This is a genomic window from Alkalinema pantanalense CENA528 (assembly GCF_050753345.1).
Taxonomy (GTDB): Bacteria; Cyanobacteriota; Cyanobacteriia; order Leptolyngbyales; family Leptolyngbyaceae; genus Alkalinema; species Alkalinema pantanalense.
Window position 1 is genome coordinate 14,902 of record NZ_JBLZFX010000024.1, and the last position, 25,497, is coordinate 40,398.

The window sequence follows — 25,497 nt, forward strand, 5'->3', positions numbered from 1 at the left end:
CGCTATTACACGATCGAATCTATAGCGAATCCGGCGATCTCGCTAAATCGGCAGTCAGAAAGTCAATAAATTGCCTTGCCGATCGCCCCGATCGCCCATTGTGTCGGGTGGCCCACTGCAAGGCTCGAAACTCCACTTCTGACTGTGGGAGTTTGATTTCTGCCCGTTGAGCCAAGTGCTGTACCATCGCTAAATAAGTGGTCTGATCGGCAGGTTCAAAGGTGAGGGTTAGACCAAAGCGATCGCTGAAGGAAAGCTTTTCCTGTAATGTATCCCATTGGTGAATTTCATCGGCATCCTTGGGTCTGGGCCGATCGCCGTAAAATTCGCGAATTAAGTGCCGTCGATTGGATGTGGCATACACCACTGTATTCAACGATCGGGCCGTCACATTCCCTTCCAAGACGACCTTCAGAGCTTTGTAGGCATCATCGTCCTCTTCAAAGGACAAATCATCGACGAAAATAATAAATTTCTGGGGCACATCCCGTAGCTGTTCCACAATTTGCGGCAGGGACAGGAGTTCTGCTTTGGTCACTTCCACTAACCGCAGTCCCCGACCTCCATAGGTTTGCAGCAAGCTTTTAATTAACGACGACTTCCCTGATCCGCGACTGCCGTAGAGCAAAACATGGAGCGCAGGATACCCTGCTAGGAGTGCCTCGGTGTTTTGTAACAGTGCATCTCGCTGCCATTCGTAACCAATTAAATCTAGCGTTTGAATCGGATCGGGATTGGGAATTCCAACGAGTTCTCCCTGCTGCCAGGTAAAGGCTTTAAACGTTGCAAACAGTCCTGTGCCGTGTTGTCGATAATATCCCCCTAATGCTTGCAATTGTGTTGACCAATCCGATCCTTTAGATAAGAGATCTGAATCCGTTTGGGATTGATTGGCAGGAATCCCCACGCTTTCTGCACTGATCCAAACAGGCAGTTCCACATTGGCCACGACACTATTGACCATTGCCCCGATCGTTTCACCGGTTAAATCTGCCAATCCCTGCAAAATGGATAAATCTCGCTGGGCTGCTGCAATCACAGCAGGATTAATGGCATCGATCGAACATTTTTGTAACATTCGAGTCAATGGATTATCTGCCTTCAGGACGAGCGATCGAACATAGCTGTCCCAACTAAGGGATAGAGGGGCGATTGCCTGAAACCATAGACTGTAGGCTTCTAAAACCAGGACTTCCCCATCCCAAGACGGTTGGGGTGCAGCTTGGCGAATCGATCGCAATAAATGGACAAATGCTGCTGCAATCGGATCTTCCAACGTCGATCGATACAGCGTCAACGACATCAAGTCCCGATGCAATTGCGTGACCTTCACCATATGATGACTCCTAACTTCTTTGAGGATTGCAATTCAATCTAAAGTAAACCTTCAATGCTGATTGCGCTCTGTGTACTTTGCTTGCGTACAAGTACACGTTTAAAAGCTAGAAATGCAAGCGATGGAAATCCAGCGATATGTAGCTTTCAAAGGATTAAAACTACATTCCTAATGCATTGAGCAAAACGCCGGGAGTCGGTAGGATAATCACAATCAGTAAGAACAGCGCGACTAGGCCAATCATATCTCGAGTATTATCCAACTCCGTTACATCATTTAAGGCCGGTTCATCGATCGTGGGTAACAGGAACAATAACACCGCCCACAACAGCAAATGGGGTTGCATTAACGCCAATACCAGTAGCAACAACCGCGCCATTTGACCAATCATGGCCCCCGCCCGCTGGCCGTACACTGCATGAACCATCCGACCCCCATCAAGCTGTCCCACAGGCATTAAATTAAATGCTGTGAACAAAATGCCTAGCCAGCCCGCCACCGCGATCGGATGCAGCGCGATCGCACTTTTGGCCGTCAGCGCATTGCCAAACACCGTTTTACAGGCCAGTGTTAACAACAGCGAATACTGTGGCAACAATGCCTCAAACTTGAACACGCTAGGATGCTCAGTGGCATTGACAATTTGCGATTGCGTTAGCCCAACGACCAACAAAATCACTGCCACGGCCAGCCCCACCATTGCCCCAAACATCCCAACATCAAACAATGCCTTGCGGTTAGGAATGGGCGATCGAATTTGCAAAAACGCCCCTACCGTGCCGATCGGCAGTTGCGGCAAGGGCAAGACAGGGATGAAATAGGGCAATGTCGCCGGAATCCCGTAGCGCAGGGTTGTCCAGTAATGGCCCCCTTCCCGAATCGCAAAAAAGCCCATCAAGGCGATCGCATAGGGCACCCCTTCCCAAAAACTCGGGTTGCCTCGCATTCCCACCTGCTGCAAAAGCTGCTGACCCGCCCAAGTGGTCGTAAAGGCAGTCACGATCGCTAAAATCACAGCAACTTTTGGCCGTCGCAGGGCGCGGGGCGAAAAATCTAACTGGGCAAAGGGATTGGGCACCAGCACAAAAAACGGCTTACGATCGCCCCCTTCCTGGAACACGACATAAAATCGCTTACCAAAATGGGCTTCAATATTCTCCCGAATCGTCTGATAGGCCACCTCCGGCTTAGAGCGCAACTGGCCACGACAAATGACCGCTTGAGGACGATATTCCAAATGTTGCAAGTAATAGACCGACCACGGGAAACAAGACTTGAGGTGATCTTCCTCCTCTTTGTTAATCGGGCGGGTCATCACAGGCTCAGCAGGCAGCTCGATCGGGGGCTCCGATGACTGGACTGGCTCCACTTCCTGGGGAGCACTGCGGGGATCAGGGACGATCCGACCTCGCTGAATTAGGTAGAGATAGAGTAAAAAACAACCTAGAAACAGCAAAATTGCTAAGCCGATCGGCATCGGAGTTCTGCCAAACAGGAACGTCCATACCATCAAACTCAGGGCAGGCGTCATAACCACCAGCCACAGCAACCAAGCAGGTGTCCGAGTGACGCTAGTAACTCGCTTCACGATGAAGGCGTAGGAAACTAGCCCCAGAAATCCTAAGAGTAGAAAAAACCAAATCATGTAATTCGTTCAGCGGGCACCTGTCCCATGGAGGGATTCATTAAGATACCGGGAGATAGGTCATAGCAAATTATAGAACTTGATTCCAACCTATCTTTGCCCAATTCTGGGAGAAGCGCTCGGATTCGCGTTGAGCCAGTTCGCATTGAGCCAGAGGAGATCGGGTGTTCTTGACTAACTGCACGCTAGATCTGTCACAATCAGCAAGGAACTTAACCCCGGATGCGATCGTGATTTCGGAACCCCTGTCTGCCCCTCAGCCCTCAGCCCCAGCTCTGACTAACGCTACCCCCCTCAGCAAGGCTCCCCGGCCCGTCCTCCCGGAACAAGCGCTCCCCCATCCCATCTATGCCTTTACACCCAACCGGGATACCTTGGGGGGCACAGCCTATCTAATCGTTCATCCAGCGGGAAATTTGTTAATTGATAGTCCCGCTTGGGATGAGGTGACGCAAAGCTTTCTCCAGTCTCAGGGAGGCGTGCGCTGGCTCTTTTTGACCCATCGGGGAGCCATGGGCAAGGTACGAGAAATCCAGGAAGCCCTCCATTGTGATGTGATTGTCCAAGAGCAGGAAGCCTATCTGCTCCCCAAGGTAAAAGTCACCCCCTTTCAGCAAACCTTTGAATTTCCCACGGGCGATCGGGCCATCTGGACATCCGGTCATTCCCCCGGTTCCGCTTGTCTGTATCACCCCGCCGGCGGCGGCATTCTTTTTTCTGGGCGGCATTTATTGCCCGATCGTCACCAGAAACCCGCACCCCTTCGCACTTCTAAAACCTTTCATTGGCCTCGGCAACTGCGCAACATCCAAACTTTAATCAAAAAATTCTCGCCGGAAACCCTTGCTTGGATCTGTCCCGGTGCCAGTACGGGATATCTGCGGGGTGCAACCGCGATCGGCCAAGCTTACTCTGCCCTGACGGCTTTGGATTTTTCCACGCTACAACAAATGCCGCCGGGGCTCTAGGGCTTTGTAGGGAACCCAACGATCGAGGTGATGCGAGGTTTACTGCCAAAGACGAATTGAAGCGCTAAAATCTTGGCACTTGATCCCCACGTTTTTCTAAACAGGATCACAACGGGAGCACGGTGGCTGCTCATAATAACCAAGAACATCAAAGGGTTGATGGCATAGTGTTGATAGCACAGGTGCAGTACTTGGAATCTAAAACCTGGAATTTTCCGTAGACGATTTCAGGCAATTTCTGGAACAATCTCTCAAACCATCTCTCACCCATCGCTGAGGACTTTAGATGAGGGAGATTCCCCCTAAACCCTTCTCCGAATCAATTTCGGAATTGCTCAGGACAGTAAAGAAGTCCCTCAGCGTGAGGAAATCTCTCAAGATAGGAGTTACCTAATGTGCGGAATTGTTGGTTACATCGGGACGCAGGCTGCGAGCAGTATTCTGTTGGAGGGGTTGAGGAAACTGGAATATCGCGGCTACGACTCGGCGGGGATCGCCACGATTTTGGAAGGCGATCTGCATTGCGTGCGTGCGAAGGGCAAGCTGAATAATCTTCAGGAAAAGCTAGAAAGCGAGGACAATCCTTCGCGTATTGGCATTGGCCATACCCGCTGGGCCACCCATGGCAAACCGGAGGAACACAACGCCCATCCCCACCGCGACACAGAGGGCCGGCTGGCAGTGGTACAAAATGGCATTATCGAAAATTATGTAGAACTGCGGGAATCCCTCAAGGCAAAGGGCTGTGTGTTTCGATCGGAAACCGATACTGAAACCATTCCCCACTTAATCGCAGAATATTTGAAACAGATTCCCGAAGACTTTGCAGGGGTTTCTCGCCTGATGGAAGCGGTACGCCTTGCGGTAAACGAACTCCAGGGAGCCTTTGCGATCGCTGTTATTTCTGTGGATTTTCCCGATGAATTAATCGTAGCTCGCCAGCAAGCCCCGCTGGTCATTGGCTTTGGTCAGGGCGAATTTTACTGTGCCTCCGATACCCCCGCCCTCGTGCCCTACACCCGTGCGGTGCTGCCCTTGGAAAATGGCGAGATTGCTCGTATGACACCCATGGGCGTAGAGGTCTACAACTTCGATGGCCACCGTCTACGCAAAGCCCCCCGCACCCTCAACTGGAACCCGGTCATGGTGGAAAAACAAGGGTTCCGCCACTTCATGCTCAAGGAAATTTACGAGCAACCGGGGGTGGTGCGGTCTTGCTTGGAAGCCTACTTAGTGCCAGATTGGATCCAGTCCTCTCAGAGCTCGCCCATTCAACTCAACTTACCCGCAGCCTTAACCGAGAACTTGCAGCAAATCCAAATTGTGGCCTGTGGTACCAGTTGGCACGCTAGTTTAGTGGGTAAGTACCTGCTGGAACAGTTGGCAGGCATTCCCACCACGGTGCAGTATGCCTCCGAGTTTCGCTATTCCCCGCCCCCGTTACGGCCCCACTCCCTAATTATTGGCGTAACCCAATCCGGGGAAACGGCGGATACGCTGGCAGCACTAGAAATGGAACGGAACCGTCGATCGGCGCTGGAACCCGCTTTCCAATCGCGATCGTTGGGCATCACCAACCGCCCAGAAAGCACCCTGGGACAGATGGTAGACCATGTGATTGACACCCAAGCTGGGATTGAAATTGGCGTTGCAGCAACGAAAACCTTTGTGGCGCAGTTGATGGCGTTCTATTTCCTAGCATTAGAACTGGCCTATCAGCGCCAAACGATCGCGATCGACCAGATTGAGAAAATCATTGAAGGATTGCGTCAGCTCCCGGCTCAAATTGAAAGTGTGCTGGAAAGTCAGGAACGGTACATCGAGGAACTGGCCCACGACTTCGCCGAAACCCAAGACTTTATCTTCCTGGGTCGCGGGATTAATTTCCCGATCGCCTTGGAAGGGGCGCTGAAGTTGAAAGAAATCAGCTACATTCACGCGGAAGGCTATCCCGCTGGGGAAATGAAGCATGGCCCGATCGCGCTGTTGGATGCCAAGGTTCCGGTGGTGACGATCGCGATGCCGGGAACGGTGTTTGAAAAAGTGCTATCCAATGCCCAGGAAGCGCGGGCACGGGATGCTCGATTGATTGGCGTGACGCCGATGGATGAAATGGAGGCCGCAGAAACCTTTGATACGCTGATTCCGGTGCCCCATGTGGAGGAAATTCTGTCGCCGATCGTGGCAGTGATTCCCTTGCAGTTACTGTCCTACCACATCGCAGCACGGCGCGGCTTGGATGTGGATCAACCGCGTAACTTAGCAAAGTCGGTGACGGTTGAGTAATGGGGGAAATGCCGATTCCGACCCATACCCAGACAGCATGATGTCGCACAAGGAGAATCGAACTCTTTAAAATCATTTCATTGCTCTCATTCCGCTGTCGTCTTTCTTGGAGCGGCTGAGTGAATGAGAGCTATTTTAGATTTGCAGATACCTGGACTGTTTAGACTTTCTTTCAGGATGGTTAACCCTGTGAAAGAGATGCAAATTAGTCAATACCTGACGCTGAAGGAGTTTTGCACCTGTACACAAACGTACCAAAAGTATGCAGATCAAATTGCTCCATACCCTGACAACCGGTCAGAGACAATCCCAGCGTTGGAGGCTCTGTGCCAACATATCCTTGACCCAGTGATTGCTCACTTCGACAGGCAGCGGTTTCAGTTGACTTACGGATTCTGCTCAAAGGATTTGAAGCGGTTTCTAGCTCAGAAAGACCTAGAGACAGGGATGAAAAATGGACGGGTAGATCCCAGTCGAGATCAGCATATGGCGCATGAGAAGAACCGGAATGGCAAATATTACTGCGGTCGCCTCGGTGCTGCCTGTGATTTTCGGATTATTGGATTGGAGAGCGATCGCCTCGTGGAATGGATTCTGGAACAGCAGTTACCGTTTGATTCTCTGTACTACTATGGCAGCGATCGACCCATCCACATTAGTTATGCTCCGCAGCAAAGACAGAATGTTTGGACTTTTACAGAAACAGGAGTGCCCACGAGAAAGGGGATTGAGCAATGGCTTAAGCAAGTTGAACCACGTTTTTAGCTATCCTAGAAGCAGAAATGCAATGATTTAAGGCTGGGGCGAATGCTGAATATCTCTCTTCCAGATCAGGTTCAAACATTTGTAGAAGAGCAAGCGATCGCAGCGGGCTTTAACTCCGCCAATGAGTACATCTATCATCTGATTTTGCGGGAGCAAGAGCGAGTTGCTCAGCAAGAGCGAATCGAATTTCTGTTGCTAGAGGGTCTGGAGAGCGGGGAACCATTGGAGGCAACGGATGGTTGGTGGGAAGAAAAGCGCACTCAACTGGTTAAACGCTTTCAAGAGTCAGACGCATGACCAGGCGAATTATCGTCAGACCGAAGGCAAGCCAATATTTAGACGACCACTTTGCCTACATTGCTGAGAATAATTTTGAAGCAGCCCTGAAGTTTTTCGATTTAGCGCGATCGACGATCACCCAACTTGCCAGAATGCCAGGAATGGGCAACCTTTACTCGGTCGAAAATTCTCGCTTGCAGGGACTACGGAAATGGGCAGTGAAGGATTTCAAGAAGTACCTGATTTTTTACTTTGAATGGGATGATTCAATCGAAGTTGTACGAATTCTGTATGCAACGCAAAACATCAACAGCATTTTGGATGGTGAGTCATGAAAACTCGTCGCCTTAGTGCTGCCTGTGATTTTCGGATTGTAGGGTTGGAGAGAGATCGCCTCGTGGAGTGGATTCTGGAGCAGCAGCTACCGTTTGACTCGCTGTACTAGTATGGGAGCGATCGACCCATCCACATCACTTACGCTCCTCAGCAAAGGCAGAATATTTGTACGTTTACAGATGGAGGAGTGCCAACAAGGAAGGAAATTGAGCAGTGGATTAATCAATAGAAGTAATGGGTGTGTGATTATCTCGATAGTGATTAACCTAATCTCGATGCAGTCGTTCTATTTGTGCAGCTCGAAGGCGGGATCGAACTAACTTTACTTGATATAGGTCAGCATCCTTCTGCCACACCACCCGATGCCCATGCAACTCTGCACAATGATCTTCCAGGCACTTCTGCCAACCTCGCCGATCGCGAATCTTTCCCAAATCATCCAATAACCCCCAATCCGCCTCCTGCCGACTCAGCTTGGCAAACTTCTCATAGAGCGGATAGTCCGACTGCACCAGCAACTCCTTCTGATGCAATACAGGTGGGTTGTCCTTTGGGTCATAGTCTCGGTAGCTAACGTGCAAATCTTGCAAGTCAATCTGCATACTGGTACGGAGGTAGGGATGCGGGTCGCGATCGAAATCTGGGTAGAACAGGTAAGTGATTTTGGGTTTGCTGGTGTGAAACTTGACTACGGTTGCTTCTTCAGGGCGACAGATCGTGCGAGAAGCGCAACCTTCATAAAGCCGAAGCAGGGGATCAAGGGCATCTAGGGCAGAAACATGAACCCAGAGGGAGTGCGACAGCTTCTTGCCAATCGCACTCGACTTACACCGCTCCGCCATCACCGACCAATTCCCCAGGCTCAACAGCATCAAATCGGCTGCGGTACAGGCTTGCTGATAGTTGCCCAATAATGCCTTGACGTCATGCTGAACGATGGGGGCTAGATGTCGTAGCTTGGGGCGTGTGCCAAAATGACTGAGCGCAAGGTAGACGAGCAAATCCTGGCGACGTTTCTCACTGATGGCATCCCATTCTTGAATTTCCGTTGCCTGGAGAACCACTTGGAAGGCTCGTCGTAGCGTTCCAAATTCCGATTGCAGCGCCGAAAACTCCTGAAGTTCCTCTTCAATGGGCAACCGTCCCCGCTCGGTGAAAAATGCCATTAGGGGAGCTAGCATTTCCTTATATTGCTCAAACCGCTTGACGCTGGCTTTGACTCTGGGAGTCGTAGCACGCGATCGAAAGCGGGACGCTCGGAAGGTCTGTGCCTGTACCTCATCTCGAAAGACCAAGTAGATGCCCAACGCAACCGGAATGGCATCAACGCCAAGCACCTGGTCGATGTAGCTCTTGAGTTCCTCCTGGCTGTAATTCTTCTGGAACGTGTTGCGACGGGTAATCACCCCATCGCTGTACGCCATCATGCCGCGCATTCGGTCTTCGATCAGCACTTGCGCCGCGACAATCAACACCTTTCCGGTTAACCCCCAGGCTTTAAGCAATGCCTCGCGTCGCTCTGCCGGATCTTCAATAACGTTAATGATGTAACCCAGGTTGACAACATCAGCCGCTTGATAGAAAGTATCAGGACGATAGTAGGGGTCCCAACCAGCACTAGCGTATCCGCGATCGCCGATCCGCTCTACATCTCCCCCATGCCCACAGCCATAATCAAAAAATGTAGTTTCAGGGGGAAATAATCCTGCTTCCAATGCAACCCTCACAGGTTTAGAAAGCTCGTTACGGACGAGGGCAGCTTTGTGGCGATCGATTTTGGGCTGACTGATAACCGCAGTTCGGGAAGTCGGGCAAGCCAGAACGTGAACTTGAATTTCGATCCCGCAATCGGTCAGCCGTTTTGTCCAACCCTCACGAGTGCCGATATCCCGCGATTGATTCAGTAACCCTAAAGTTTCTTCCTGTCGCGTCAGTTCTGCGAAGAGTTGGTACAGGGGGTAGTCTGAGGTGACAAAGGTTTCTTTCCGGTGCAGAACGGGCGGATTATCTGTGTCGTTGTAGTTCCGCACACCGACCTGCGAAGTTACCAGGTCAACCTGAACGCTCCATTGCAGCGCAGGATGAGCATCAGTATCAAAATCAGGGTAGGACAAGTAGGATACTTTGGGCTGGTCAGTGTTGAACTTGACGAGGGTAGCCCCCTCCAGCTTTTTCAGATGTTGACGAGCCAGATTCTCGTAATCTTGCAGCGATCGCTCTAGGGCAATGAGAGCAGAAACATGAACGTAAAGGGCACCAGGGAGACGTTTGCCAGTTTGACTGCGATTGCAACACCGCACAATTTCAGCAAATTGTTGATGAATCGACTTTGAGGCGCACATTGCAAACTCTATGCTTTCCATAACCTTACCCAGGCGCTAGAAATAGCATAAGGCATTCATCAGTGTGAGAAGTAAAACAATTTTAAGTACATCCATACTAAATTAAGACTTTGGAAATTTCCTAGCGTGTACGGGTTTTGCCTCTAACTTTTATCCCCTATATCTAGTGCAAAGCCCCAAATTTTTGCTATTGTTAGGAGCCAGTAGAAAGTAAAAGCAGGATTGATGAGAACCCTGAGTTTATTTGAGGAGGATCGCTTGACTCTGCCGAAGAGCATTGAGCTATCGGTGGAGTCGCTGCGTCATTATGGATCCTTCTATAAGCATTGGGCGATCGCTTTCTCTGGCGGGAAAGACAGCAGTTGTGTTGTTACCTTGATTGCCCATCTACTCGAAACAGGGCGAATCCCTAAGCCTGAAAGTTTAACGATTCTTTATGCAGATACTCGGCAGGAATTACCTCCTCTTCACCTGAGTGCGCTCAATATTTTAGGTGCCCTGCGCGATCGTCTTCAGCCCCACTTTCAGAAAGGTTGCCTGGAGACTCGCGTAGTTTTACCAGAATTGGATCACCGCTATTTTGTCTACATGCTGGGTCGTGGAGTTCCACCACCCTCTAATACTTTCCGTTGGTGTACGCCTAAATTAAAAGTGATGAGTATGGAGCGGGAATTGGAAGCCATTCGGCGGGAGCGGGGTGAAAAGTTCTTGATGCTGACAGGTGTCCGTATCGGTGAGAGCGCCGCCCGTGACCAGCGGATCGCCGTTAGCTGTACTAAGGATGGTGGGGAGTGCGGACAAGGCTGGTTTCAGAATTCTTCCTCTAATGCTGTTGCAGATACCTTAGCCCCGATCGTTCATTGGCGTGTCTGTCTTGTTTGGGATTGGCTGCTTCAGGCAGACTTAGAGCTTGGGTTCCCAACCTTTCCGGTAGCACAAATCTATGGACAGGATGTTAGCGATGGAGAAGAGCCGTTGAATGCTAGGACGGGGTGTATCGGTTGCCCGCTGGTGCAGAAGGATGCTGCCCTCGATCGCGTGGTTGCCCAGCCAGAATGGGCGTACCTAGCACCCCTCCAAAAACTCAGGCCACTATACTGGGAAGTCAAGAAACCCCAGTATCGCCATCGTAAGCATGGGGAAATCAACAAGGATGGGTCACTAGCAGCCAAACAAAATCGACTTGGGCCATTAACCCTAGAAGCCCGACGATGGATGCTGAATCAGGTTTTAGCAATTCAGGACGAAGTGAATACAGCCGCACAATTGCTCGGAAGAACCAAAATCAGTCTCATTAACACTGAAGAACTGGCCCGAATTGAGGAGTTAATTGCGGCTAAAACCTACCCTGAAAAATGGGATGGGACAGAACCTAGAGGCAACGAGTGGCTTCCTGACATACTGCCTGATGGAAGTATTCAACCACTGCTATTTGAGTAGATTGAATCTAGCAGTGACAGCTTTTACAGCCAAGTCAGTAAGACTGTCACTGCTAACGTCTAATCGATTTGAATCATTCGACTAGCAACACTGATTACCTCTGTTGAGTTTTTAATAGCAATTGGGCGACTCCATTCGCTCCCCGCGATGATATTGCACTTGTGAAGTAGAAGAATCATGCGATCGACAGCTTGACGAGAAGCAGCGATCGTCAGTTTTACAGGTTCTTCACTAGGTGAATGATTAGCAGAAAAATTGGCAGGTGGATTAGTCGGCGGGTTGACCCCTCCGTTTTCGACAAAGTTCATAAATCAATCTCCTGTTTTGTCGCCTTAATGGACTACAAGCGGGAAAAGCAAAGTCCACTTAGTGCTGAGTGCCATTACTATACACCATTTGTAGTCCATAAGGACTCACTCCTTTACGAGTTGATCATCCTCTGACACGATCTAGTCATGGGAAAAGCAGGTCGAGTTCTAAAAGTAGTATTGGAGCAGTACAGCATCAGCCAAATCAAGCTGGCTGCTCAGTTAGGCGTGGGGCGATCGAATGTCTATCGGTGGGCGAATGAAGTGAGAGATCCCACTTCAGAAACCGTCATTGCAATCATTCAGGCATTGGGAGAGATTAACCCAGATGCCGCCGTAGAATTTAGAAAACTCTACATGGGTTCTGATTTATCCAATCCAGAAGACACAGAACCAGGCTAAGCAATTTTCCAGAATGCGCGATGCCACCGAAGAGAATCAATTCTGGGGTTGTAAGTTTCTTGATTGGGTAGAAGGATGCTTTCACCGTCAAAATCTTGTAGCGATCGCATATATGCTGGAGTTTCTTCGTGAAGTCTATCGTGGGGAATGATGATCTTGTAATCATCACTAATTCCAAACCAACCGCGATCAAACGCCCAATGATGATTTTTGCAAAGTGCTAAACCATTATCAAAGCGATCGTCATGAAACTCTGAAAATGGTTTGATGTGCGCTCCATCTACAATATTCTGGTTATCTCGACTAACAATCTTTAAACGACAGAGAGCACAATGTTGTAGATACAGAGAGACTACATTACGACGAAATGCAGCGTTTCTTACGAATGTCTTATCCTGATCTTTAATGTCTTCTGTTGTGTAGACTGCACCACCTTTTTCGAATAATCTCAACTGAATATTATCTAGCTCATCAACTGGATAAAGTTTTTCTAGCTGTTGGGTCTTGGCTGAAAACCATGTTGAAACTAGAGTTTCGGCTAAATAAACTCTCGAACTAACATCCTGTAGATACTCAAATAATTCATCATCTACATACGCATATTTAACTGTATTACGGAGTGCTGATAAACCTTTGATTTTAGTTCTACTTGCAATCGTTGCCTCAAAGCCAGGATTAGGCATAAGATGCCAAAATTTATCCCCTGTAAGATGAAAGAAAGGTAAGGAAATATCTGATCGATGATCAGTAGTTACTAGATTTGACCAGTATTTGAGGAATGTAGCGATCAATTCAGGAGTTAAATAAATTTGATTATGCTGTATTTTGCCTTTGTCAAATTGTTCAATTACAGAGAGTAATAGAGTTGGTTTGTGTGGTGCAACTCCATGAGCGCGATCTACTCCTAGCTTTGTAAATTTTTTAGCGTAGTAGCTTATGTCTTTCTTCATCACTATTTATAAAGCTCCCAATAGCCATCTCTCAGATACTCTGGCGGATCTCGAAGTTCATTAGTTTGCGAAATCTCTTCAACTAACTCAAACTTACCCGAAAACCATCTAGCAATTAATACAGTAACTAAGCTACTTCTTGAAGTTGGCTCTTGTAGAAATTCGAATAATTCTTCATCTAAATATGCATATTTAATTGCTTGTTTAACTTCTGCAAGAGTTTTTAATTTCTCTTTAGAAGAGATTAGTTTTACATAATCTGGATTTGCCCATAAATGCCAAAACTTACCGCTTCTCATATGAAAAAAAGGTCTAGAAATATCAGGATTATGATTGAATGAGCCTAAGTAACTCCAGTATTTAAGAAATGTTTGAATCAGTTCACGGGACAAATAAATTTTGTTCTCTGTAATGATTTCTCTTCTAATCTGTTCGATTACAGACAGCAACAAAATAGGTTTATGAGGAGCTATACCATGAGCACGATCGACTCGCAATCGTTGAAACCTCTTGGCATAGTAGCTTAGAGCCTCTATCCTGGCTACTTCATCTCTCATAAATGAGTCTGACAAGTTCTTTCCCCTAAAACTGTACCAGAACACTCAGAATCTAGCTGTCAAAGTTCTCCTCACAATCTGCTTTAGCGAATCTCATTTAGACTGCCAAGGGGGAGGCCATCACAAGCGGATACGTGCTGCTGCTGTGTGGCAGGCAGGCTTCAATCGCCTAGCTCCCAGATTATGCGCCTCATCTCCCACAATCAGAGTTTTTTCTGGCAGATAGGGTAACTGCGACTGCAAGCCTTGGCCCATTAAGGTTGCATTGGTTGTGATAATCGTCAAAAAAGGTTGATTGCCAGAGCGAACGTTATAAAGCTGAGTGGAAAGCTTACTCTGCCACGTGCGAACATTCTCAAAAGCCAGAATTGGCTCCAGTCCAAACTTCTGGCACTCCCTTGCCCATTGGCTTACCAAATGCCGATAGGGACAAACTACCAGCAGAACTTGCAGACCAATCTTTTTGTAGAGTTCTGTGGTCAAGGATAGGGCAGTAATCGTCTTTCCACTACCGGTTGCCATCTTCAGTGTTCCCCGTCCCTTATTGGCAAACCAGTTGTCGATCGCCTGCTGTTGATAGGGACGTATATTGAGCCACGATGGCATAACCGGATAAAAAGACGGAACATCAGGCTCTGTGGCAGGAACAGAATAATTCCCCTGATGCTCATGACTCCTGAGACCTGATCCCTCCATCCTCGGAAACTGCGCTGGGCACAGGCGCAAAAGTGATCGATGCGCTGCCTCTGGAAAATCTAGAATCTCCAGAGTGGGAGTCTGATTTTGCCAAAGTCGCTGGAAGTCCTCTATTTTCTCGACAATGCGATCGTCATCCCCTGATTTCCAGGAACGGAACACGTCAATACACTCAAAATTAGTAATCAGTCCACTGGCACTCTCATTCGCTGACCCTGTAAAAACAACCACTTGGTCATCGGAATCCCTCAAAATGCCTAACTTCTCATGGTAAATGCCCTGCTGGCAAGGGTTCTGATGAACTGCCAGCTTGATCTCCAGCAATTCCCTGCTCAACAGCCATGCCAAGTAGCCCAATCTATCGTTTGCAAGTTGCTCTAATTGCTCTAGTTCCCTGACCAGAACCTTTTCGATGACTTCCTCTCGCTGCTTAAGTCCTTTGGAAATAGCCTCAGCATCCTCTGAAGACAGGTGGGGCGAGGCAATCAGCCGCATCCTGCCACCCCCTCCAATCAGGGCCGAAACACCTTTCGCGGCGGCTGCTAAGGAGGTGCTGGAAAAGAAACCCACTGCACGATCGTAGGAGAGCGATCGCTCTAAACAGGGGATATAAAAGTCCTCCAGCAAGTTGTGGCGATCGCTGCGGTATTGGTTGCGGAGGTCAAGATTCTTCAAAATCATGGAGTCACGCATTCGTTAACAACGCGAAAACAATCACTACTCAGCATACAAGCTCAATATAAAAACCGATCGCACTGACTAATGCAAGGCGATCGGTTTAGATTTGGTTACAGTCGATTCGTGAAAGCTAAGCGGTTAACCAAGCCTTAATCCACAAGGTTGGTAGCCGCAGACAGTTCAACCTCAGCCAGCTTGGTATTCGTGCCGAACAGTTGGGCATACACCTTTGGCGCACCGATCGATTTAGGATTGCCTTGGGCAATTTCTGTGTAGGTTTGGCGCAATTCCGTATTCACAGCCACCATCTTGGCGTCATACATTTGCGTTGCCAGCTTGGGATAGAACCCAATCCCTACGATCAACACCAAGAAGCACACTGCGATAAATACTTCCCGAGGTTTCGCGTCTTTAAACTCGGCATAGGCTGGTAGCACGCAATCTGTGCCAAAACAGACCGCTTGTCCTTCCTCAGGTTGCTTAATTTCACTCTGGGTGAGGTTACAGCTTTGGGCTAAACCCGTCCCATAGAAGACCTGACGCAGCATGGACAGCAGATAAATCGGCGTTAAAATCACACCCACTGCAGCAAGGAAGATCGTAATAGTGCGGAAGGTATCACTATAAACATCGCTGGTCGTCATGCCGACAAACACCGCAATTTCGCTGGCAAATCCACTCATTCCTGGCAGGGCCAAGGACGCCATCGAGCCTGCCGTAAATAGTGCAAACACCTTCGGCATCATCTGACCAATACCACCCATTTCCGTCATGGTCATGGTGTGGGTGCGATCGTAGGTGACGCCTGCTAAGAAGAACAACACCGCTGCGATTAACCCATGGGACAGCATTTGCAGCATTGCGCCACTCACGCCCAAATCGGTAAAGGAAGCAATGCCCAACAGCACAAAACCCATGTGCGAAACCGATGAATAGGCCAAACGCCGCTTCATATTGGTTTGGGCAAAGGAACTCAGCGCGCCATAGACAATATTGACCACGCCCAGAACCATTAGCACTGGGGCAAAGTAAATATGGGCATTGGGCAGCATTTCCATGTTGATCCGAATCAACCCATAACCGCCCATCTTCAGCAGGACGCCCGCCAAAATCATGGACACCGGAGCCGACGCTTCACCGTGGGCATCGGGCAGCCAGGTATGCAGGGGGAAGATCGCCAACTTGACGCCAAAGGCAATGAGCAATCCCGCATAGAGGAACAGTTCTAGGCCCAGCGGATAGTCCCGCATGCCGAGTTCTGCCATGTCAAAGGTGAGGGGGCCACCCCCGTATAGGGCCATGCCTAGGGCCGCTACGAGGATGAAAATCGAAGCCGCTGCGGTATAAAGCAGAAACTTTGTGGCCGCATAGCGCCGCCGTTGGCCACCCCAGATGCAGACCAACAGGTACACCGGGACCAACTCCAGTTCCCACATGATGAACAGCAGCAGCATATCTTGGGCGACAAACACGCCAATCTGAGCTGCGTACAGTACCAGCATGAGGAAGTAGAACAGCCGAGGCCGCCGATCGACCTGCCATGCCGAGAAGATTGCGAGGGTGGTTACCAGCCCTGCCAGTAATACGAGCGGAGCCGACAGCCCATCCACCGACAATGTCCAACTTAATCCCAATTGAGGGATCCAGTTATATTTTTCTACCATTTGAAAGGTTGTGCTACTGGGATCATAGTGGATCCAGAATGCGTAGCACATAAGCGCAAAGTCAGCGAGACCCACACCGAGGGCATACCACCGCAGACGCTTGCCATCTTTGTCGGGTAGAAAAGGCACAGCAAAAGCAGCGATGAAGGGGAGTAGGACGATCGCGGTCAGCCAAGGAAATTGATCCGCCATAGTGTAGTGAGAAAAAATACCTACCAGTTGATCAAATATTACTAAACTTTATGAAGTGTTATGAATCAATCTTGCTTTTGGTTGTGTGAAGATTCCGGGCAATCCATGAAGATTTTTGGGAAACCCAGGCGGGCAAGGCGATCGGACGACAAAAAGCCGATCGCGAGAATCGATGGGCGATCGGCCAATTTTAGATTGCTTAATTCTTCTATGGATCCATAAAGAAAAATCTATTCCCCAGTAGTAATCAAAAGCATGGCAATTAAACCCAGGAGGATCCCCATTCCCTGCCGCCAACTTAAGGGCTCCTGCAAAAACGTGACGGCGAGAATCACGCTGACGATCGGATAGAGGGCCGAAATGGTTGAGACGAGGGTAACGGGGCCGGAGGTCATGGCGTTGAGGAAGCAGAAGGCACCCAGAAACCCCAACATTCCTGTAGAAAGGGCCAAGGGAATCCCGATCGGATGGACTTGGGGGCGCACTTGAAAGAGCGTCACGAGCAAGAACGCCAATAGAAGCCCTCCCAAGACTTCATAGAGGATGGCACTTTTGGGCGCTAAATATTGCGTTGTCAATTTAGGAATGAAGCCCCACAAGCCCCAACAGAGCATGGCTCCGAGGGTGGGTAGCAGCCAACTGGGCAGAGCGCTGGGCGTAACACTGGACATAACAGGTTTGGGGGAAAACTAAGTTGGGTGAGTTGTCTCCCCTCACTCTACTGGTTGGCTTCACTAACTGGGCTCTAGGTTTAGTTCCGGGGTTTGCTGACTAAAATGCGCCAAGTCACAAAGGCAGTAAATGCCACAAAGCTCCAAAATACCAAGGCATCTTGCCAATTTTCTAAAAATCCTGGTGAAGAGTTCATTTGACGATCGCTCCTAGCGCATTCTGGGTGCCATTGTGATCTTTGCTGCCATTCTAGTTTTGTCAAAGTTTTGTCAAAGTTTTGTCAAAGTCTTGTCAAAGTTCTTCTTGCAAAATTCCGGGGAATGCCGATCGGTCATTTCGCCATGGATGCCATTTTCCGCATTTTTGTTCACGCTTGACTGACAAGCAACGCAAATTCTATCGTCACTGCGTATTACATAAAAAGATGCGATGTCATCATCGGGCTGGGATCATCCATTACGGCTAAACTTCAACTAAAGCTAGCGAATTTGCCAAAAATTGAAACCCCCTAGAAAACATCCCCCCAACTGAATTGTTTACGGTGGATCAAAGAGGCTCAAACCCTGATCAAATAAGCCGCTAAGATTTTCTTGCATTTTTTGATATCTGAAGTATGATGCTGTGACTCCCAACCAGGGAAGCATCTTCGACAAACTTTCTTCGGCAAACTTTGTCGTACCCGGTTATCGGCTTAATTCTGACGGAAGTTCTGTGAGTTCTGGCTATGGTTTACGCTAGCGATCGCGAGCAATTATCAATGGTTGAAATGGCCCAAGGCGGGCATTTACCGTCCTTGACAATGTGGCTAAACGGCCAACTAGCCCCCTATAGACTACGGGTCAGGCTGAGTTGGGTAAAGCCAGCTTACCTGCGGGTTGTGGTTGAGCTACGTCCTTCGAGAAACGATCTAAAAGGCCGAGCCTTCCGCAATCGTCTAGCTCGATTTATTTGCCATAAGCTCTGGATTCTCAATTCCGATGTATTGGACGGAGCCTATATTGTTGCCAAGCAAATCGGCAAGCCTAATATTCTCTGGAAGCAATCGGTTCGTATCGTTTCCCCTGCCCGCAAAACCGTACTGGCTCGACAAGCAGCCCAACAGGCCACACATTCGGTTCAGGTTGCCCAGACTCAGCAGATTCATACTCGAATTCGTCAAGCCAGCCAACAGAAAAAGCAATTCCAGACCCTGCGATCGCTCATCATTAGCGGGTCTTCTGCCGCCGCCTTTATCATTGGCTGCTGGTTAGGCTATGCCGACGCGCCGCCGGAGCAAACCACTGCTTCTGCAAAACTCTCTGGCCAGCCGACGGAACTCGTGCAAACTTCTTCGGAAAAGGTGAAAACGGCCTTGGAAGAGGTGCCCGTAATTAAGAAAACTTCCGGTAATTCCGATCCGGCGGCCAGCCTATTGTTTGCTGGGGATGTGACCCTGACTGAGTCCTATACCGCTAAGGTGGGCAATGATTACCATTGGGCCTTTGCGCCCTTTGACGAGGCGCGCAAGGTGGATGTGAGTATGGTGAATCTGGAAGCTCCGTTTACAACCGCTAACCAGGCTCTCCCAGGGAAAAAAGCCACATTCAAAGCACCACCGGAAAATGTCCAAGTGCTGAAAAATGGCGGGATTGACATCGTGAATTTGGCGAATAACCACACGATGGACTACGAAAAAGCTGGGTTGGAGCAAACGATTAAGTCTCTTAGTGGGGCGGGAATTGCCCACGTTGGTGCAGGGCTGAACAGTCAGGAAGCTCGCCGTCCGGTCATCATGGATGTGAAGGGACAGCGCATTGCCTATCTGGGCTATTACGATGCGGATTTACAGGCAGCTTCTAAACAGGAAGCGGGAACTAATCCTCGGCGCAACGATCGCGTGGCTGAGGATATCAAGACGCTACGGAGCCAAGTGGATTGGATTGTGGTGAATTACCACTGGGGCGATGAGTTAGCGAAATATCCCGGTGATTGGCAGATTGATTTAGCCCGCTTCACGATCGATCAAGGGGCGGATCTGGTGGTGGGGCACCATTCCCAGGTATTGCAAGGGGCGGAGGTGTATAAGGGGCGTCCGATCGTCTATTCCTTGGGTAACTTTATCTTTGGGGGAAAATCCGTTAGCGACTATGACACAGCTGCGTTGAAAGTGTCGCTGAAAGATAAGCAGATGAAGGTGGAATTGCTACCCGTACAGGTGCGTAATTACCAAGCAAAAGTAGTCAGTGGTGATGCAGGGCAACAGATCTTGCAACAGGTGAAAAGTGTTTCTGATATTTTCCAGGAACCGTTGGCATCTCCGATGGTGATTGACGCGAAGACCAATCAAGCCACCCCGATCGAATCGTCAAAACCCAGTAATTCCAATCAAAACCAGAATGAGAATTCTCCTTCTAAGCCAGCACCTGCCAGCAATTCGGTGACTCCGAAGGAACCTGCGAAACCTCTGGTGGAAGATCCAGAAAATCCCTGGAATTCAGACTCATTTATCAATCCTGGGAACAAAAATAAGCCGATGACGGAGGAGGATAATCAAGGGGCCGCTCCCACTGATGACTCTAGTAATCCCCCCACGCGGAAAACCAAGACGATCGTGGCGGAAATGCCATCGATTAATCAACTAGAACAGGAATCCATGTTGGCGGGAGAATCACCGGAGTTTTTACCAAAGTCCCAGTCTGATAGCTCAACGACTACGGAAGCAACAGCCGGGGAAACGATGCAAGCTGAAGTAAACGAACAACCAGCTAGTGGGCAAACCCATGATGTACAAGCTCCGAATCCAGTTCCTAGCCTAGAACCGATCCAGCGACGCTATGCAGAAGTGACGTCGGATGCTGGGGCTGACACGATCGATCCCGGTTCTGTCACCACGATTCCGGCCAATCGATAGCCCCAAGTTCCCGATAGCGCAAAGTTACTCGATCGCACCCAGTGATTAGTTTTAAAACCCCTTGAGCCGCTTTTCCTTTTCCGGCTGTAGCGCGAGGGGTTTTAAGCTTTCCTCACTATTCTGGTAAACTCAAACTCGGATTGATTCTAGTCCATGCACTTGTTCATCACCGTTGGTTGAGTTTGACATGCAACTGTCCCCCCAAGAAAAAGATAAACTCCTGATTTTTACGGCAGCGTTACTTGCAGAACGGCGCAAGGATCGCGGTCTTAAACTCAACTACCCCGAAGCCATCGCCTACATCACCGCTGGCATTTTAGAAGGGGCGCGGGATGGCCGAACCGTCGCAGAACTGATGACCTACGGCAAGACATTATTAACCAAAGGGGACGTCATGGAAGGAATCGCCGAAATGATTCCTGAAGTGCAGGTAGAAGCAACCTTCCCCGATGGCACCAAACTCGTCACGGTTCACGATCCCATTCAGTAGAATGCCAGGAATTCTCTGAGTCAAATTCTGAGGGTTCTACTTGACCATTTTTTGCCCCCGCCTTGACCATTTTGGGCCTCGTTCAGTAGCCACCGCCACTGGCAAGCTTTTCACAATGCCTGGGCAATCTATCTGGCAACGAAGCAGCATCACTCGGTCACATTGCAGTATCACTCAGTCACATTAAAGTGCATGCCAATGGACTTTAGGGATTTGCAAAGAAATAATATCCCCTCTTCATTCCCCTACCCTCCTACCCTTTTACTCTCCTACTCTTTTACTCTCCTACCCCTACCCAATTGGGATTTTATTCATGCACTGTTCCCTTATACCGTGGCTGACCATCCCAAACGGGCAGGGCAAGTAGAGCTAGATATTGGGTACGAACGGTTTGAGGTGGGAAACAACTTCCAACTCTGCCACTGTGGGTGGAGGGGGAAATTTGCTGGCCACTGCGGCTCCAGGAGACCGATGGGCAAACCTGTCGATCGCAACGCATCATCCTGGCTGAGCAAGTTCACCAAAAACAGGAAGCCTTTACAACAGACAGTCCCCCACCCGCCCAGTGGAACTAGGAATTTTTCACCTGTGCTCCGTGACTGCGGGGATCGTCTTGGGTTGATTTGGTTGCAGCAGCCGGGGGGGTGTAATCGCTCGTTTGACCAATGCCAGCTTGCAAGTAGGGCAAGGGCTGTCCGTCAGATAAAGCCACTAGATTGGCCTCCATGACGCCCTTGGGCTGTTCACCGATCGCCTCTGCCACGGCGTCCCCTTGGGCGCTGAGGTAAACAAAATGGGGGATCCCATCCACCTTGTAGTGGACAATTTCCGGCAGCCATTTATCGTTATCCACATTCAACATGACAAAGTTGACGCGATCGCCATATGCCGTTTTCAACGTTTGCAAATCTCCGGCCATAGCCTGACAACTGGTGCACCAATTTGCATAGAATTCCACCAGAGTGGGCTGACCATTACTCAAGGCAACTTCGTAGGGAACTGCTGTTTTGGCCATCCCATCGAGAGAAGCTGGGGTCGTATTCGATCGTAAGCCCAGAGCCACCGCCGCTGAGAGGACGATCGCCACGATCGCAATCACGACGTTCCGAAGTTTGCTGCCAGAATTGGGTTGAGTTGTATGATCAGTCATAACAGTTCGGGAGATCCTTCTCAAAGCCTTACCATTGCCCAGTTTAGCTGACGACGGAAATTCCCGTCGCGATTGTCCTGAAGTTGGCGATCGTCCCGTCAACGCCCTCCTAAACTATAAGGTCAGTCTTTAAGGTCAGTCTTTTTTTGACAGAGCACTAGGCGTTCCCAATGCTCGTATTACCTCTAAATCCGTAGCAGATTATAATGACGCCCACATTCTCTTTCTACAATAGAAGCAACCTATTCTGGTCAGGCTTGTTCCAGGCTCCCTCTGAGCTGATTCTTCCAAAAACGCTGTGAAAAAACGAGTTACCCTTACCTTTCCCCGCCGTTATGTGCAGATGCCAGTCACCTATCGTCTGGCAAAGGATTTTAACGTTGCAGCCAATATCATTCGCGCACAGGTAGCCCCGAACCAAGTGGGAAAGCTGGTGGTGGAATTGTCTGGAGATATTGATGCTCTGGATGCAGCGATCGATTGGATGCGAACACAAGATATTACAGTTTCCTTTGCCAGCAAAGAAATTACGATCGATGAGGATGCCTGTGTGCACTGTGGTTTATGTACGGGAGTGTGTCCCACAGAAGCGCTGACATTAGATCCACAAACCTATTTACTAACCTTTACCCGATCGCGCTGTATTGTCTGTGAGCAATGCATTCCTACCTGTCCGGTGCAAGCAATTTCTACCAATTTCTGATCGCGTTTCATCGGTATTTGCGTCAAATAAGAACGACTGAAAGCAAAATCGGACGTTGTATCTAGTCATACTGATTTACAGTCTCAGTGGAATACTTCAGTGGAATATTAGTTAATACTGATTTAATACAAGATTGAATACTGATTTAATACAAGATTGAATACCAGTAATGCACCAACTAAGGACGAAATGATCGAAATTTGCAGAATAGCTATGAAACAAATTGGAATCGGTGTCCTCCTAAGCTTAGTCCTGAGTTTTGCGAATTTGGGATGGGTAGAGGGTGCATTTGCAGAAAACTTGACCGATCGTGTGGCGACTTTTCCCCAATGGCAGCATCTCCCCACTGTCCAAGCCCCCGATCGGGAAATCGCCTTTCCCCAGTGGCTGGCCGGGACGTGGCATGTCAAAAGTACCCTGATTGATCTTGTGGCTCCCCTAGCTCCAGAGATTGTAACCCCAGGATTTGAGAGTAACCGAGCCTCTCTCAATCAACCGATCGCATTTGATGTTCGGTTTATTGAGCAGCCGGTGATTAATACGACGGCACTCATTCCATCTACGGCCAATCAAGTTGTGATCGATCGGGCTTTCAATGGACTGAATATTGCCCGCGCCTATTTGGGCGATAATCTCGTGAAATCAGTTACCGTCAATCCCAAGTTCCCCAACGAACAGCGAACGCTTTTGCAGGGCGATCGGGAACTCATCTCCCGCATTACAGGTCGGAATACTGAGCAGCCTGATTCCGAGGAATTTATTACCACAGAAATTTTTCAACAGATTTTTCGGGGGAGCACTTCTCCCTATCTCAACCAAGTGGAAACAACCACGGATTATCACCTACAAAATTCTCTAGACACTAATTCTCTAGACACTAATTCTCTAAATACTAATTCTCTAGACACTAATTCTCTAGACACATCTGAACAAACCCAAAGGCCACCGATCGTCGCAGATCAATTCACGGCTGTTTATCTCTCACCCCAGGATCCCCAATATTTTCGCGCGAGGGAAACTCCCATTGCTCTCTATCGCTACCGTTTAGAATTATTTCCAATTTCCAAGTCATAGTTTTTTCTTTTGTTACGTCCAATTTTTCGTCTTTGCTAATGTTCGTCTTTGCTAATGTTCATTTTTGCTAACGTTGATACTTGCTTACTCAGGAGTCTGTTTGCATTATGGTTCAGTGGAAGCATAGGATACGTACCTGGATTGAGACCCTCTTGCATTCCGAAACGCTAGCGAAGGATCTCCAGGATAATTTGGCAATACAGGCTTTGACGCCCTTAACAACGACTTATTTGCCTTGGTCTTCTTCTGCAATGCGTCCCAGTGGCATTGTTAAAGTTCTTAATACATTGGTCTTCCGTCGTCCCCAGGCAGTTGTGGAATGTGGCAGTGGCCTGACAACTTACTACTTGGCTAAACTTCTCAAAAATTTGGGCCACGGTCACTTATATACGATCGATCATGATCTAGATTGGCTTCACCAAGTCAAAGGATTTCTGACTCAAGAAAAATTGTTGGACTTCGTAACCTTCATTCATGCCCCCTTGGCTCCCTGTGCCTTGGCGTTGGATGGCAACCTGTGGTACGACGCCGAACCCATTCAGCGGGCGATCGGAAACCAAGAAATTAATTGCCTCATCGTCGATGGCCCCCCGGCCTATGAACCGGGCAAACAATTGGCTCGTTATCCAGCAGTTCCTTTTTTTGCTAAGCAGCTTGCGCCCGCTTGCCCGATCGTGCTTGACGACATCCAGCGTCCTGGAGAACGACGAATTATACAGCGCTGGTCAGACCAACTAGGGATCTCGTTTCAGATGTACCCTGTTGATGGAGGCATTGCAGTTAGTCAACCCGCCCAAGGATTTAATATTGAATAGAGCAAATTTGGGTTAACCTCTGTAAAATTCCCTCCCCCTCAGAATCTCTTCTGCTCCTAGCGAGCCTCCTCCCGCTTCACGCATTCCTCACCCCCTAGTTTCGCAGCCTCGCGATCGATGGATGGCAACTATCATGGATGACGACTATCTAAGCCTGCCTGTGTGGAAGACTAGACAAAGATCGCAACAGAGATCCCATTCCTGCGTTATCAACTTTCTAGATTTAGTGACATGTCGCAATGTTTTACGTGTAGATACGTAAATTTTAATATCTTTGGTTGTGGAGAGGTCTTTCCCTTTGCTACTCTCTTGCAATAATAGATTTAAATCAAAGCATCGAATGAATTAGTAACGTTCCTGAAAACCAAATTCGCGGGTTAGGGGTCGATTGGGAGAGACGGATGGGCTGATGAGGCTCTGTTCCCAACCCAATAACTCGGTCGGTAAAAGGTTTATCAATGGAGTTCTAATTAGTGTGGCAATGGGCTACGCAGGATTGCTTTATCCACTTTTCTAAGGCTTAGACAATTGCGCTATGAATCATTATTGCGAACAGTGGATCGCCGACTGGTGTTTGGAGAATGGGTGGACTGATTGGTTTCGCGATCGATCCAGCTATTGGGCCTTTCCACCCAATGCTGTGATGCCTGTGCCGATTCCCCAGCAAGTCCTGCGGGCAATTAAAGCAGAAAAGGGATTAAGTGCCGATGAACGCTTTTGGTGCCTCGTTGCAACAACAGTCTTTTTAGTCTCCTTGGGGCTCAGTTGTGTTCTTGCGGCTCCTATCCCGTTGGTGGCTGGTTTTGCCTTTTGCGCGATCGTGGTTGGCACATTAGAAGACGAAGCGCTTTAACTCTGG

General features: G+C 49.0%; 24 protein-coding genes. 14 read left to right on the forward strand and 10 right to left on the reverse strand.

Going from position 1 to position 25,497, the window contains the following annotated elements; genetic code table 11:
• Nucleotides 1-19: 19 nt before the first annotated feature.
• Nucleotides 20-1,336: an ATP-binding protein gene (locus ACN4EG_RS10080; protein WP_431629239.1), complete on the reverse strand. Its 1,317-nt coding sequence runs from the start codon at nucleotides 1,334-1,336 to the stop codon at nucleotides 20-22.
• 160 nt (nucleotides 1,337-1,496) lie between these two features.
• Nucleotides 1,497-2,981, reverse strand: a complete 1,485-nt coding sequence (locus tag ACN4EG_RS10085) for a site-2 protease family protein (protein WP_431629240.1) — start codon at nucleotides 2,979-2,981, stop codon at nucleotides 1,497-1,499.
• A 170-nt stretch (nucleotides 2,982-3,151) separates the two neighbouring features.
• Between ACN4EG_RS10085 and ACN4EG_RS10090 the strand changes: the two genes are divergently transcribed.
• The 5 genes from ACN4EG_RS10090 (at nucleotide 3,152) to ACN4EG_RS10110 (ending at nucleotide 7,614) form a co-directional block, all read left to right on the forward strand.
• Nucleotides 3,152-3,949: an MBL fold metallo-hydrolase gene (locus ACN4EG_RS10090; protein ID WP_431629241.1), complete on the forward strand. Its 798-nt coding sequence runs from the start codon at nucleotides 3,152-3,154 to the stop codon at nucleotides 3,947-3,949.
• A 393-nt stretch (nucleotides 3,950-4,342) separates the two neighbouring features.
• Nucleotides 4,343-6,235: a glutamine--fructose-6-phosphate transaminase (isomerizing) gene (glmS, locus tag ACN4EG_RS10095; protein ID WP_431629242.1), complete on the forward strand. Its 1,893-nt coding sequence runs from the start codon at nucleotides 4,343-4,345 to the stop codon at nucleotides 6,233-6,235.
• A 177-nt stretch (nucleotides 6,236-6,412) separates the two neighbouring features.
• Complete coding sequence (locus ACN4EG_RS10100) at nucleotides 6,413-7,000, forward strand: hypothetical protein (RefSeq protein ID WP_431629243.1); 588 nt, start codon at nucleotides 6,413-6,415, stop codon at nucleotides 6,998-7,000.
• A gap of 42 nt (nucleotides 7,001-7,042) precedes the next feature.
• Nucleotides 7,043-7,297, forward strand: a complete 255-nt coding sequence (locus tag ACN4EG_RS10105; protein WP_431629245.1) for a ribbon-helix-helix domain-containing protein — start codon at nucleotides 7,043-7,045, stop codon at nucleotides 7,295-7,297.
• The gene (locus ACN4EG_RS10110) at nucleotides 7,294-7,614 is read left to right on the forward strand and encodes a type II toxin-antitoxin system RelE/ParE family toxin (protein ID WP_431629247.1); all 321 of its coding nucleotides are present in this window, start codon (nucleotides 7,294-7,296) and stop codon (nucleotides 7,612-7,614) included. The genes ACN4EG_RS10105 and ACN4EG_RS10110 overlap by 4 nt, the downstream gene beginning before the upstream one ends.
• A 267-nt stretch (nucleotides 7,615-7,881) precedes the next feature.
• On the opposite strand, the gene ACN4EG_RS10115 is transcribed toward ACN4EG_RS10110, so the two are convergent.
• Entirely contained in the window at nucleotides 7,882-9,957 is a 2,076-nt protein-coding gene (locus ACN4EG_RS10115; RefSeq protein ID WP_431629248.1) for a DNA phosphorothioation-associated putative methyltransferase, read from the reverse strand.
• 258 nt (nucleotides 9,958-10,215) lie between these two features.
• On the opposite strand from ACN4EG_RS10115, the gene ACN4EG_RS10120 reads away from it, so the two are divergent.
• Nucleotides 10,216-11,397: a phosphoadenosine phosphosulfate reductase domain-containing protein gene (locus ACN4EG_RS10120; protein WP_431629249.1), complete on the forward strand. Its 1,182-nt coding sequence runs from the start codon at nucleotides 10,216-10,218 to the stop codon at nucleotides 11,395-11,397.
• 59 nt (nucleotides 11,398-11,456) lie between these two features.
• Here ACN4EG_RS10120 and ACN4EG_RS10125 read toward each other — a convergent pair whose 3' ends face one another.
• Entirely contained in the window at nucleotides 11,457-11,705 is a 249-nt protein-coding gene (locus tag ACN4EG_RS10125) for a hypothetical protein (protein ID WP_431629250.1), read from the reverse strand.
• A 147-nt stretch (nucleotides 11,706-11,852) separates the two neighbouring features.
• On the opposite strand from ACN4EG_RS10125, the gene ACN4EG_RS10130 reads away from it, so the two are divergent.
• Nucleotides 11,853-12,107 carry a helix-turn-helix domain-containing protein gene (locus ACN4EG_RS10130; protein WP_431629252.1) on the forward strand — a complete coding sequence of 85 codons (255 nt, stop codon included), beginning with the start codon at nucleotides 11,853-11,855 and terminating at the stop codon, nucleotides 12,105-12,107.
• Here the strand turns inward: ACN4EG_RS10130 and ACN4EG_RS10135 are convergent.
• From ACN4EG_RS10135 to ACN4EG_RS10155, 5 genes are all read right to left on the reverse strand, one after another.
• A complete protein-coding gene (locus ACN4EG_RS10135) occupies nucleotides 12,104-13,057 on the reverse strand; it encodes an HNH endonuclease (RefSeq protein ID WP_431629305.1) in 954 nt (317 codons plus the stop codon). The genes ACN4EG_RS10130 and ACN4EG_RS10135 overlap by 4 nt on opposite strands.
• 2 nt (nucleotides 13,058-13,059) lie before the next feature.
• Entirely contained in the window at nucleotides 13,060-13,614 is a 555-nt protein-coding gene (locus ACN4EG_RS10140) for a hypothetical protein (RefSeq protein WP_431629254.1), read from the reverse strand.
• Between the two features lie 120 nt (nucleotides 13,615-13,734).
• Complete coding sequence (locus ACN4EG_RS10145; RefSeq protein ID WP_431629255.1) at nucleotides 13,735-15,003, reverse strand: DEAD/DEAH box helicase family protein; 1,269 nt, start codon at nucleotides 15,001-15,003, stop codon at nucleotides 13,735-13,737.
• Nucleotides 15,004-15,137: 134 nt separating this feature from the next.
• Nucleotides 15,138-16,844 carry an NAD(P)H-quinone oxidoreductase subunit 4 gene (locus ACN4EG_RS10150; RefSeq protein WP_431629256.1) on the reverse strand — a complete coding sequence of 569 codons (1,707 nt, stop codon included), beginning with the start codon at nucleotides 16,842-16,844 and terminating at the stop codon, nucleotides 15,138-15,140.
• 230 nt (nucleotides 16,845-17,074) lie between these two features.
• Entirely contained in the window at nucleotides 17,075-17,515 is a 441-nt protein-coding gene (locus ACN4EG_RS10155; protein WP_431629258.1) for an EamA family transporter, read from the reverse strand.
• Between the two features lie 725 nt (nucleotides 17,516-18,240).
• On the opposite strand from ACN4EG_RS10155, the gene ACN4EG_RS10160 reads away from it, so the two are divergent.
• The 3 genes from ACN4EG_RS10160 to ACN4EG_RS10170 all read left to right on the forward strand — a co-directional run bounded on the left by ACN4EG_RS10160 (nucleotide 18,241) and on the right by ACN4EG_RS10170 (nucleotide 21,471).
• The gene (locus ACN4EG_RS10160; protein ID WP_431629259.1) at nucleotides 18,241-20,406 is read left to right on the forward strand and encodes a CapA family protein; all 2,166 of its coding nucleotides are present in this window, start codon (nucleotides 18,241-18,243) and stop codon (nucleotides 20,404-20,406) included.
• 187 nt (nucleotides 20,407-20,593) lie between these two features.
• Nucleotides 20,594-20,896, forward strand: coding sequence for an urease subunit gamma (gene ureA, locus ACN4EG_RS10165; RefSeq protein ID WP_431629261.1), 303 nt, complete (start codon nucleotides 20,594-20,596; stop codon nucleotides 20,894-20,896).
• 428 nt (nucleotides 20,897-21,324) lie between these two features.
• Nucleotides 21,325-21,471: a hypothetical protein gene (locus tag ACN4EG_RS10170; protein WP_431629262.1), complete on the forward strand. Its 147-nt coding sequence runs from the start codon at nucleotides 21,325-21,327 to the stop codon at nucleotides 21,469-21,471.
• Here the strand turns inward: ACN4EG_RS10170 and ACN4EG_RS10175 are convergent.
• Nucleotides 21,468-22,046 (reverse strand): thioredoxin family protein, encoded by a 579-nt coding sequence (locus ACN4EG_RS10175; protein ID WP_431629264.1) that lies wholly within the window; start codon nucleotides 22,044-22,046, stop codon nucleotides 21,468-21,470. The genes ACN4EG_RS10170 and ACN4EG_RS10175 overlap by 4 nt on opposite strands.
• 298 nt (nucleotides 22,047-22,344) lie before the next feature.
• On the opposite strand from ACN4EG_RS10175, the gene ACN4EG_RS10180 reads away from it, so the two are divergent.
• The 4 genes from ACN4EG_RS10180 to ACN4EG_RS10195 all read left to right on the forward strand — a co-directional run bounded on the left by ACN4EG_RS10180 (nucleotide 22,345) and on the right by ACN4EG_RS10195 (nucleotide 25,491).
• A complete protein-coding gene (locus tag ACN4EG_RS10180; protein WP_431629265.1) occupies nucleotides 22,345-22,749 on the forward strand; it encodes an NIL domain-containing protein in 405 nt (134 codons plus the stop codon).
• A gap of 213 nt (nucleotides 22,750-22,962) precedes the next feature.
• Nucleotides 22,963-23,823, forward strand: coding sequence for a DUF6816 family protein (locus ACN4EG_RS10185; RefSeq protein WP_431629266.1), 861 nt, complete (start codon nucleotides 22,963-22,965; stop codon nucleotides 23,821-23,823).
• Nucleotides 23,824-23,930: 107 nt separating this feature from the next.
• Nucleotides 23,931-24,638, forward strand: coding sequence for a class I SAM-dependent methyltransferase (locus ACN4EG_RS10190; protein WP_431629267.1), 708 nt, complete (start codon nucleotides 23,931-23,933; stop codon nucleotides 24,636-24,638).
• A gap of 535 nt (nucleotides 24,639-25,173) precedes the next feature.
• Nucleotides 25,174-25,491, forward strand: coding sequence for a slr1957 family protein (locus tag ACN4EG_RS10195; RefSeq protein WP_431629268.1), 318 nt, complete (start codon nucleotides 25,174-25,176; stop codon nucleotides 25,489-25,491).
• The last annotated feature ends 6 nt before the right edge of the window (nucleotides 25,492-25,497 follow it).

Excerpts from the sequence above, each read along its gene's own strand:
- glmS (WP_431629242.1), top strand. The coding sequence starts at position 4,343 with ATGTGCGGAATTGTTGGTTACATCGGGACGCAGGCTGCGAGCAGTATT.
- ACN4EG_RS10145 (WP_431629255.1), bottom strand. The coding sequence starts at position 15,003 with ATGCGTGACTCCATGATTTTGAAGAATCTTGACCTCCGCAACCAATAC.
- ACN4EG_RS10195 (WP_431629268.1), top strand. The coding sequence starts at position 25,174 with ATGAATCATTATTGCGAACAGTGGATCGCCGACTGGTGTTTGGAGAAT.
- ACN4EG_RS10190 (WP_431629267.1), top strand. The coding sequence starts at position 23,931 with ATGGTTCAGTGGAAGCATAGGATACGTACCTGGATTGAGACCCTCTTG.
- ACN4EG_RS10100 (WP_431629243.1), top strand. The coding sequence starts at position 6,413 with ATGGTTAACCCTGTGAAAGAGATGCAAATTAGTCAATACCTGACGCTG.
- ACN4EG_RS10160 (WP_431629259.1), top strand. The coding sequence starts at position 18,241 with ATGGTTTACGCTAGCGATCGCGAGCAATTATCAATGGTTGAAATGGCC.
- ACN4EG_RS10185 (WP_431629266.1), top strand. The coding sequence starts at position 22,963 with ATGAAACAAATTGGAATCGGTGTCCTCCTAAGCTTAGTCCTGAGTTTT.
- ACN4EG_RS10135 (WP_431629305.1), bottom strand. The coding sequence starts at position 13,057 with ATGAAGAAAGACATAAGCTACTACGCTAAAAAATTTACAAAGCTAGGA.
- ACN4EG_RS10175 (WP_431629264.1), bottom strand. The coding sequence starts at position 22,046 with ATGACTGATCATACAACTCAACCCAATTCTGGCAGCAAACTTCGGAAC.
- ACN4EG_RS10085 (WP_431629240.1), bottom strand. The coding sequence starts at position 2,981 with ATGATTTGGTTTTTTCTACTCTTAGGATTTCTGGGGCTAGTTTCCTAC.
- ACN4EG_RS10125 (WP_431629250.1), bottom strand. The coding sequence starts at position 11,705 with ATGAACTTTGTCGAAAACGGAGGGGTCAACCCGCCGACTAATCCACCT.
- ACN4EG_RS10080 (WP_431629239.1), bottom strand. The coding sequence starts at position 1,336 with ATGGTGAAGGTCACGCAATTGCATCGGGACTTGATGTCGTTGACGCTG.
- ACN4EG_RS10105 (WP_431629245.1), top strand. The coding sequence starts at position 7,043 with ATGCTGAATATCTCTCTTCCAGATCAGGTTCAAACATTTGTAGAAGAG.
- ACN4EG_RS10130 (WP_431629252.1), top strand. The coding sequence starts at position 11,853 with ATGGGAAAAGCAGGTCGAGTTCTAAAAGTAGTATTGGAGCAGTACAGC.
- ACN4EG_RS10115 (WP_431629248.1), bottom strand. The coding sequence starts at position 9,957 with ATGTGCGCCTCAAAGTCGATTCATCAACAATTTGCTGAAATTGTGCGG.
- ACN4EG_RS10110 (WP_431629247.1), top strand. The coding sequence starts at position 7,294 with ATGACCAGGCGAATTATCGTCAGACCGAAGGCAAGCCAATATTTAGAC.
- ureA (WP_431629261.1), top strand. The coding sequence starts at position 20,594 with ATGCAACTGTCCCCCCAAGAAAAAGATAAACTCCTGATTTTTACGGCA.
- ACN4EG_RS10155 (WP_431629258.1), bottom strand. The coding sequence starts at position 17,515 with ATGTCCAGTGTTACGCCCAGCGCTCTGCCCAGTTGGCTGCTACCCACC.
- ACN4EG_RS10140 (WP_431629254.1), bottom strand. The coding sequence starts at position 13,614 with ATGAGAGATGAAGTAGCCAGGATAGAGGCTCTAAGCTACTATGCCAAG.
- ACN4EG_RS10150 (WP_431629256.1), bottom strand. The coding sequence starts at position 16,844 with ATGGCGGATCAATTTCCTTGGCTGACCGCGATCGTCCTACTCCCCTTC.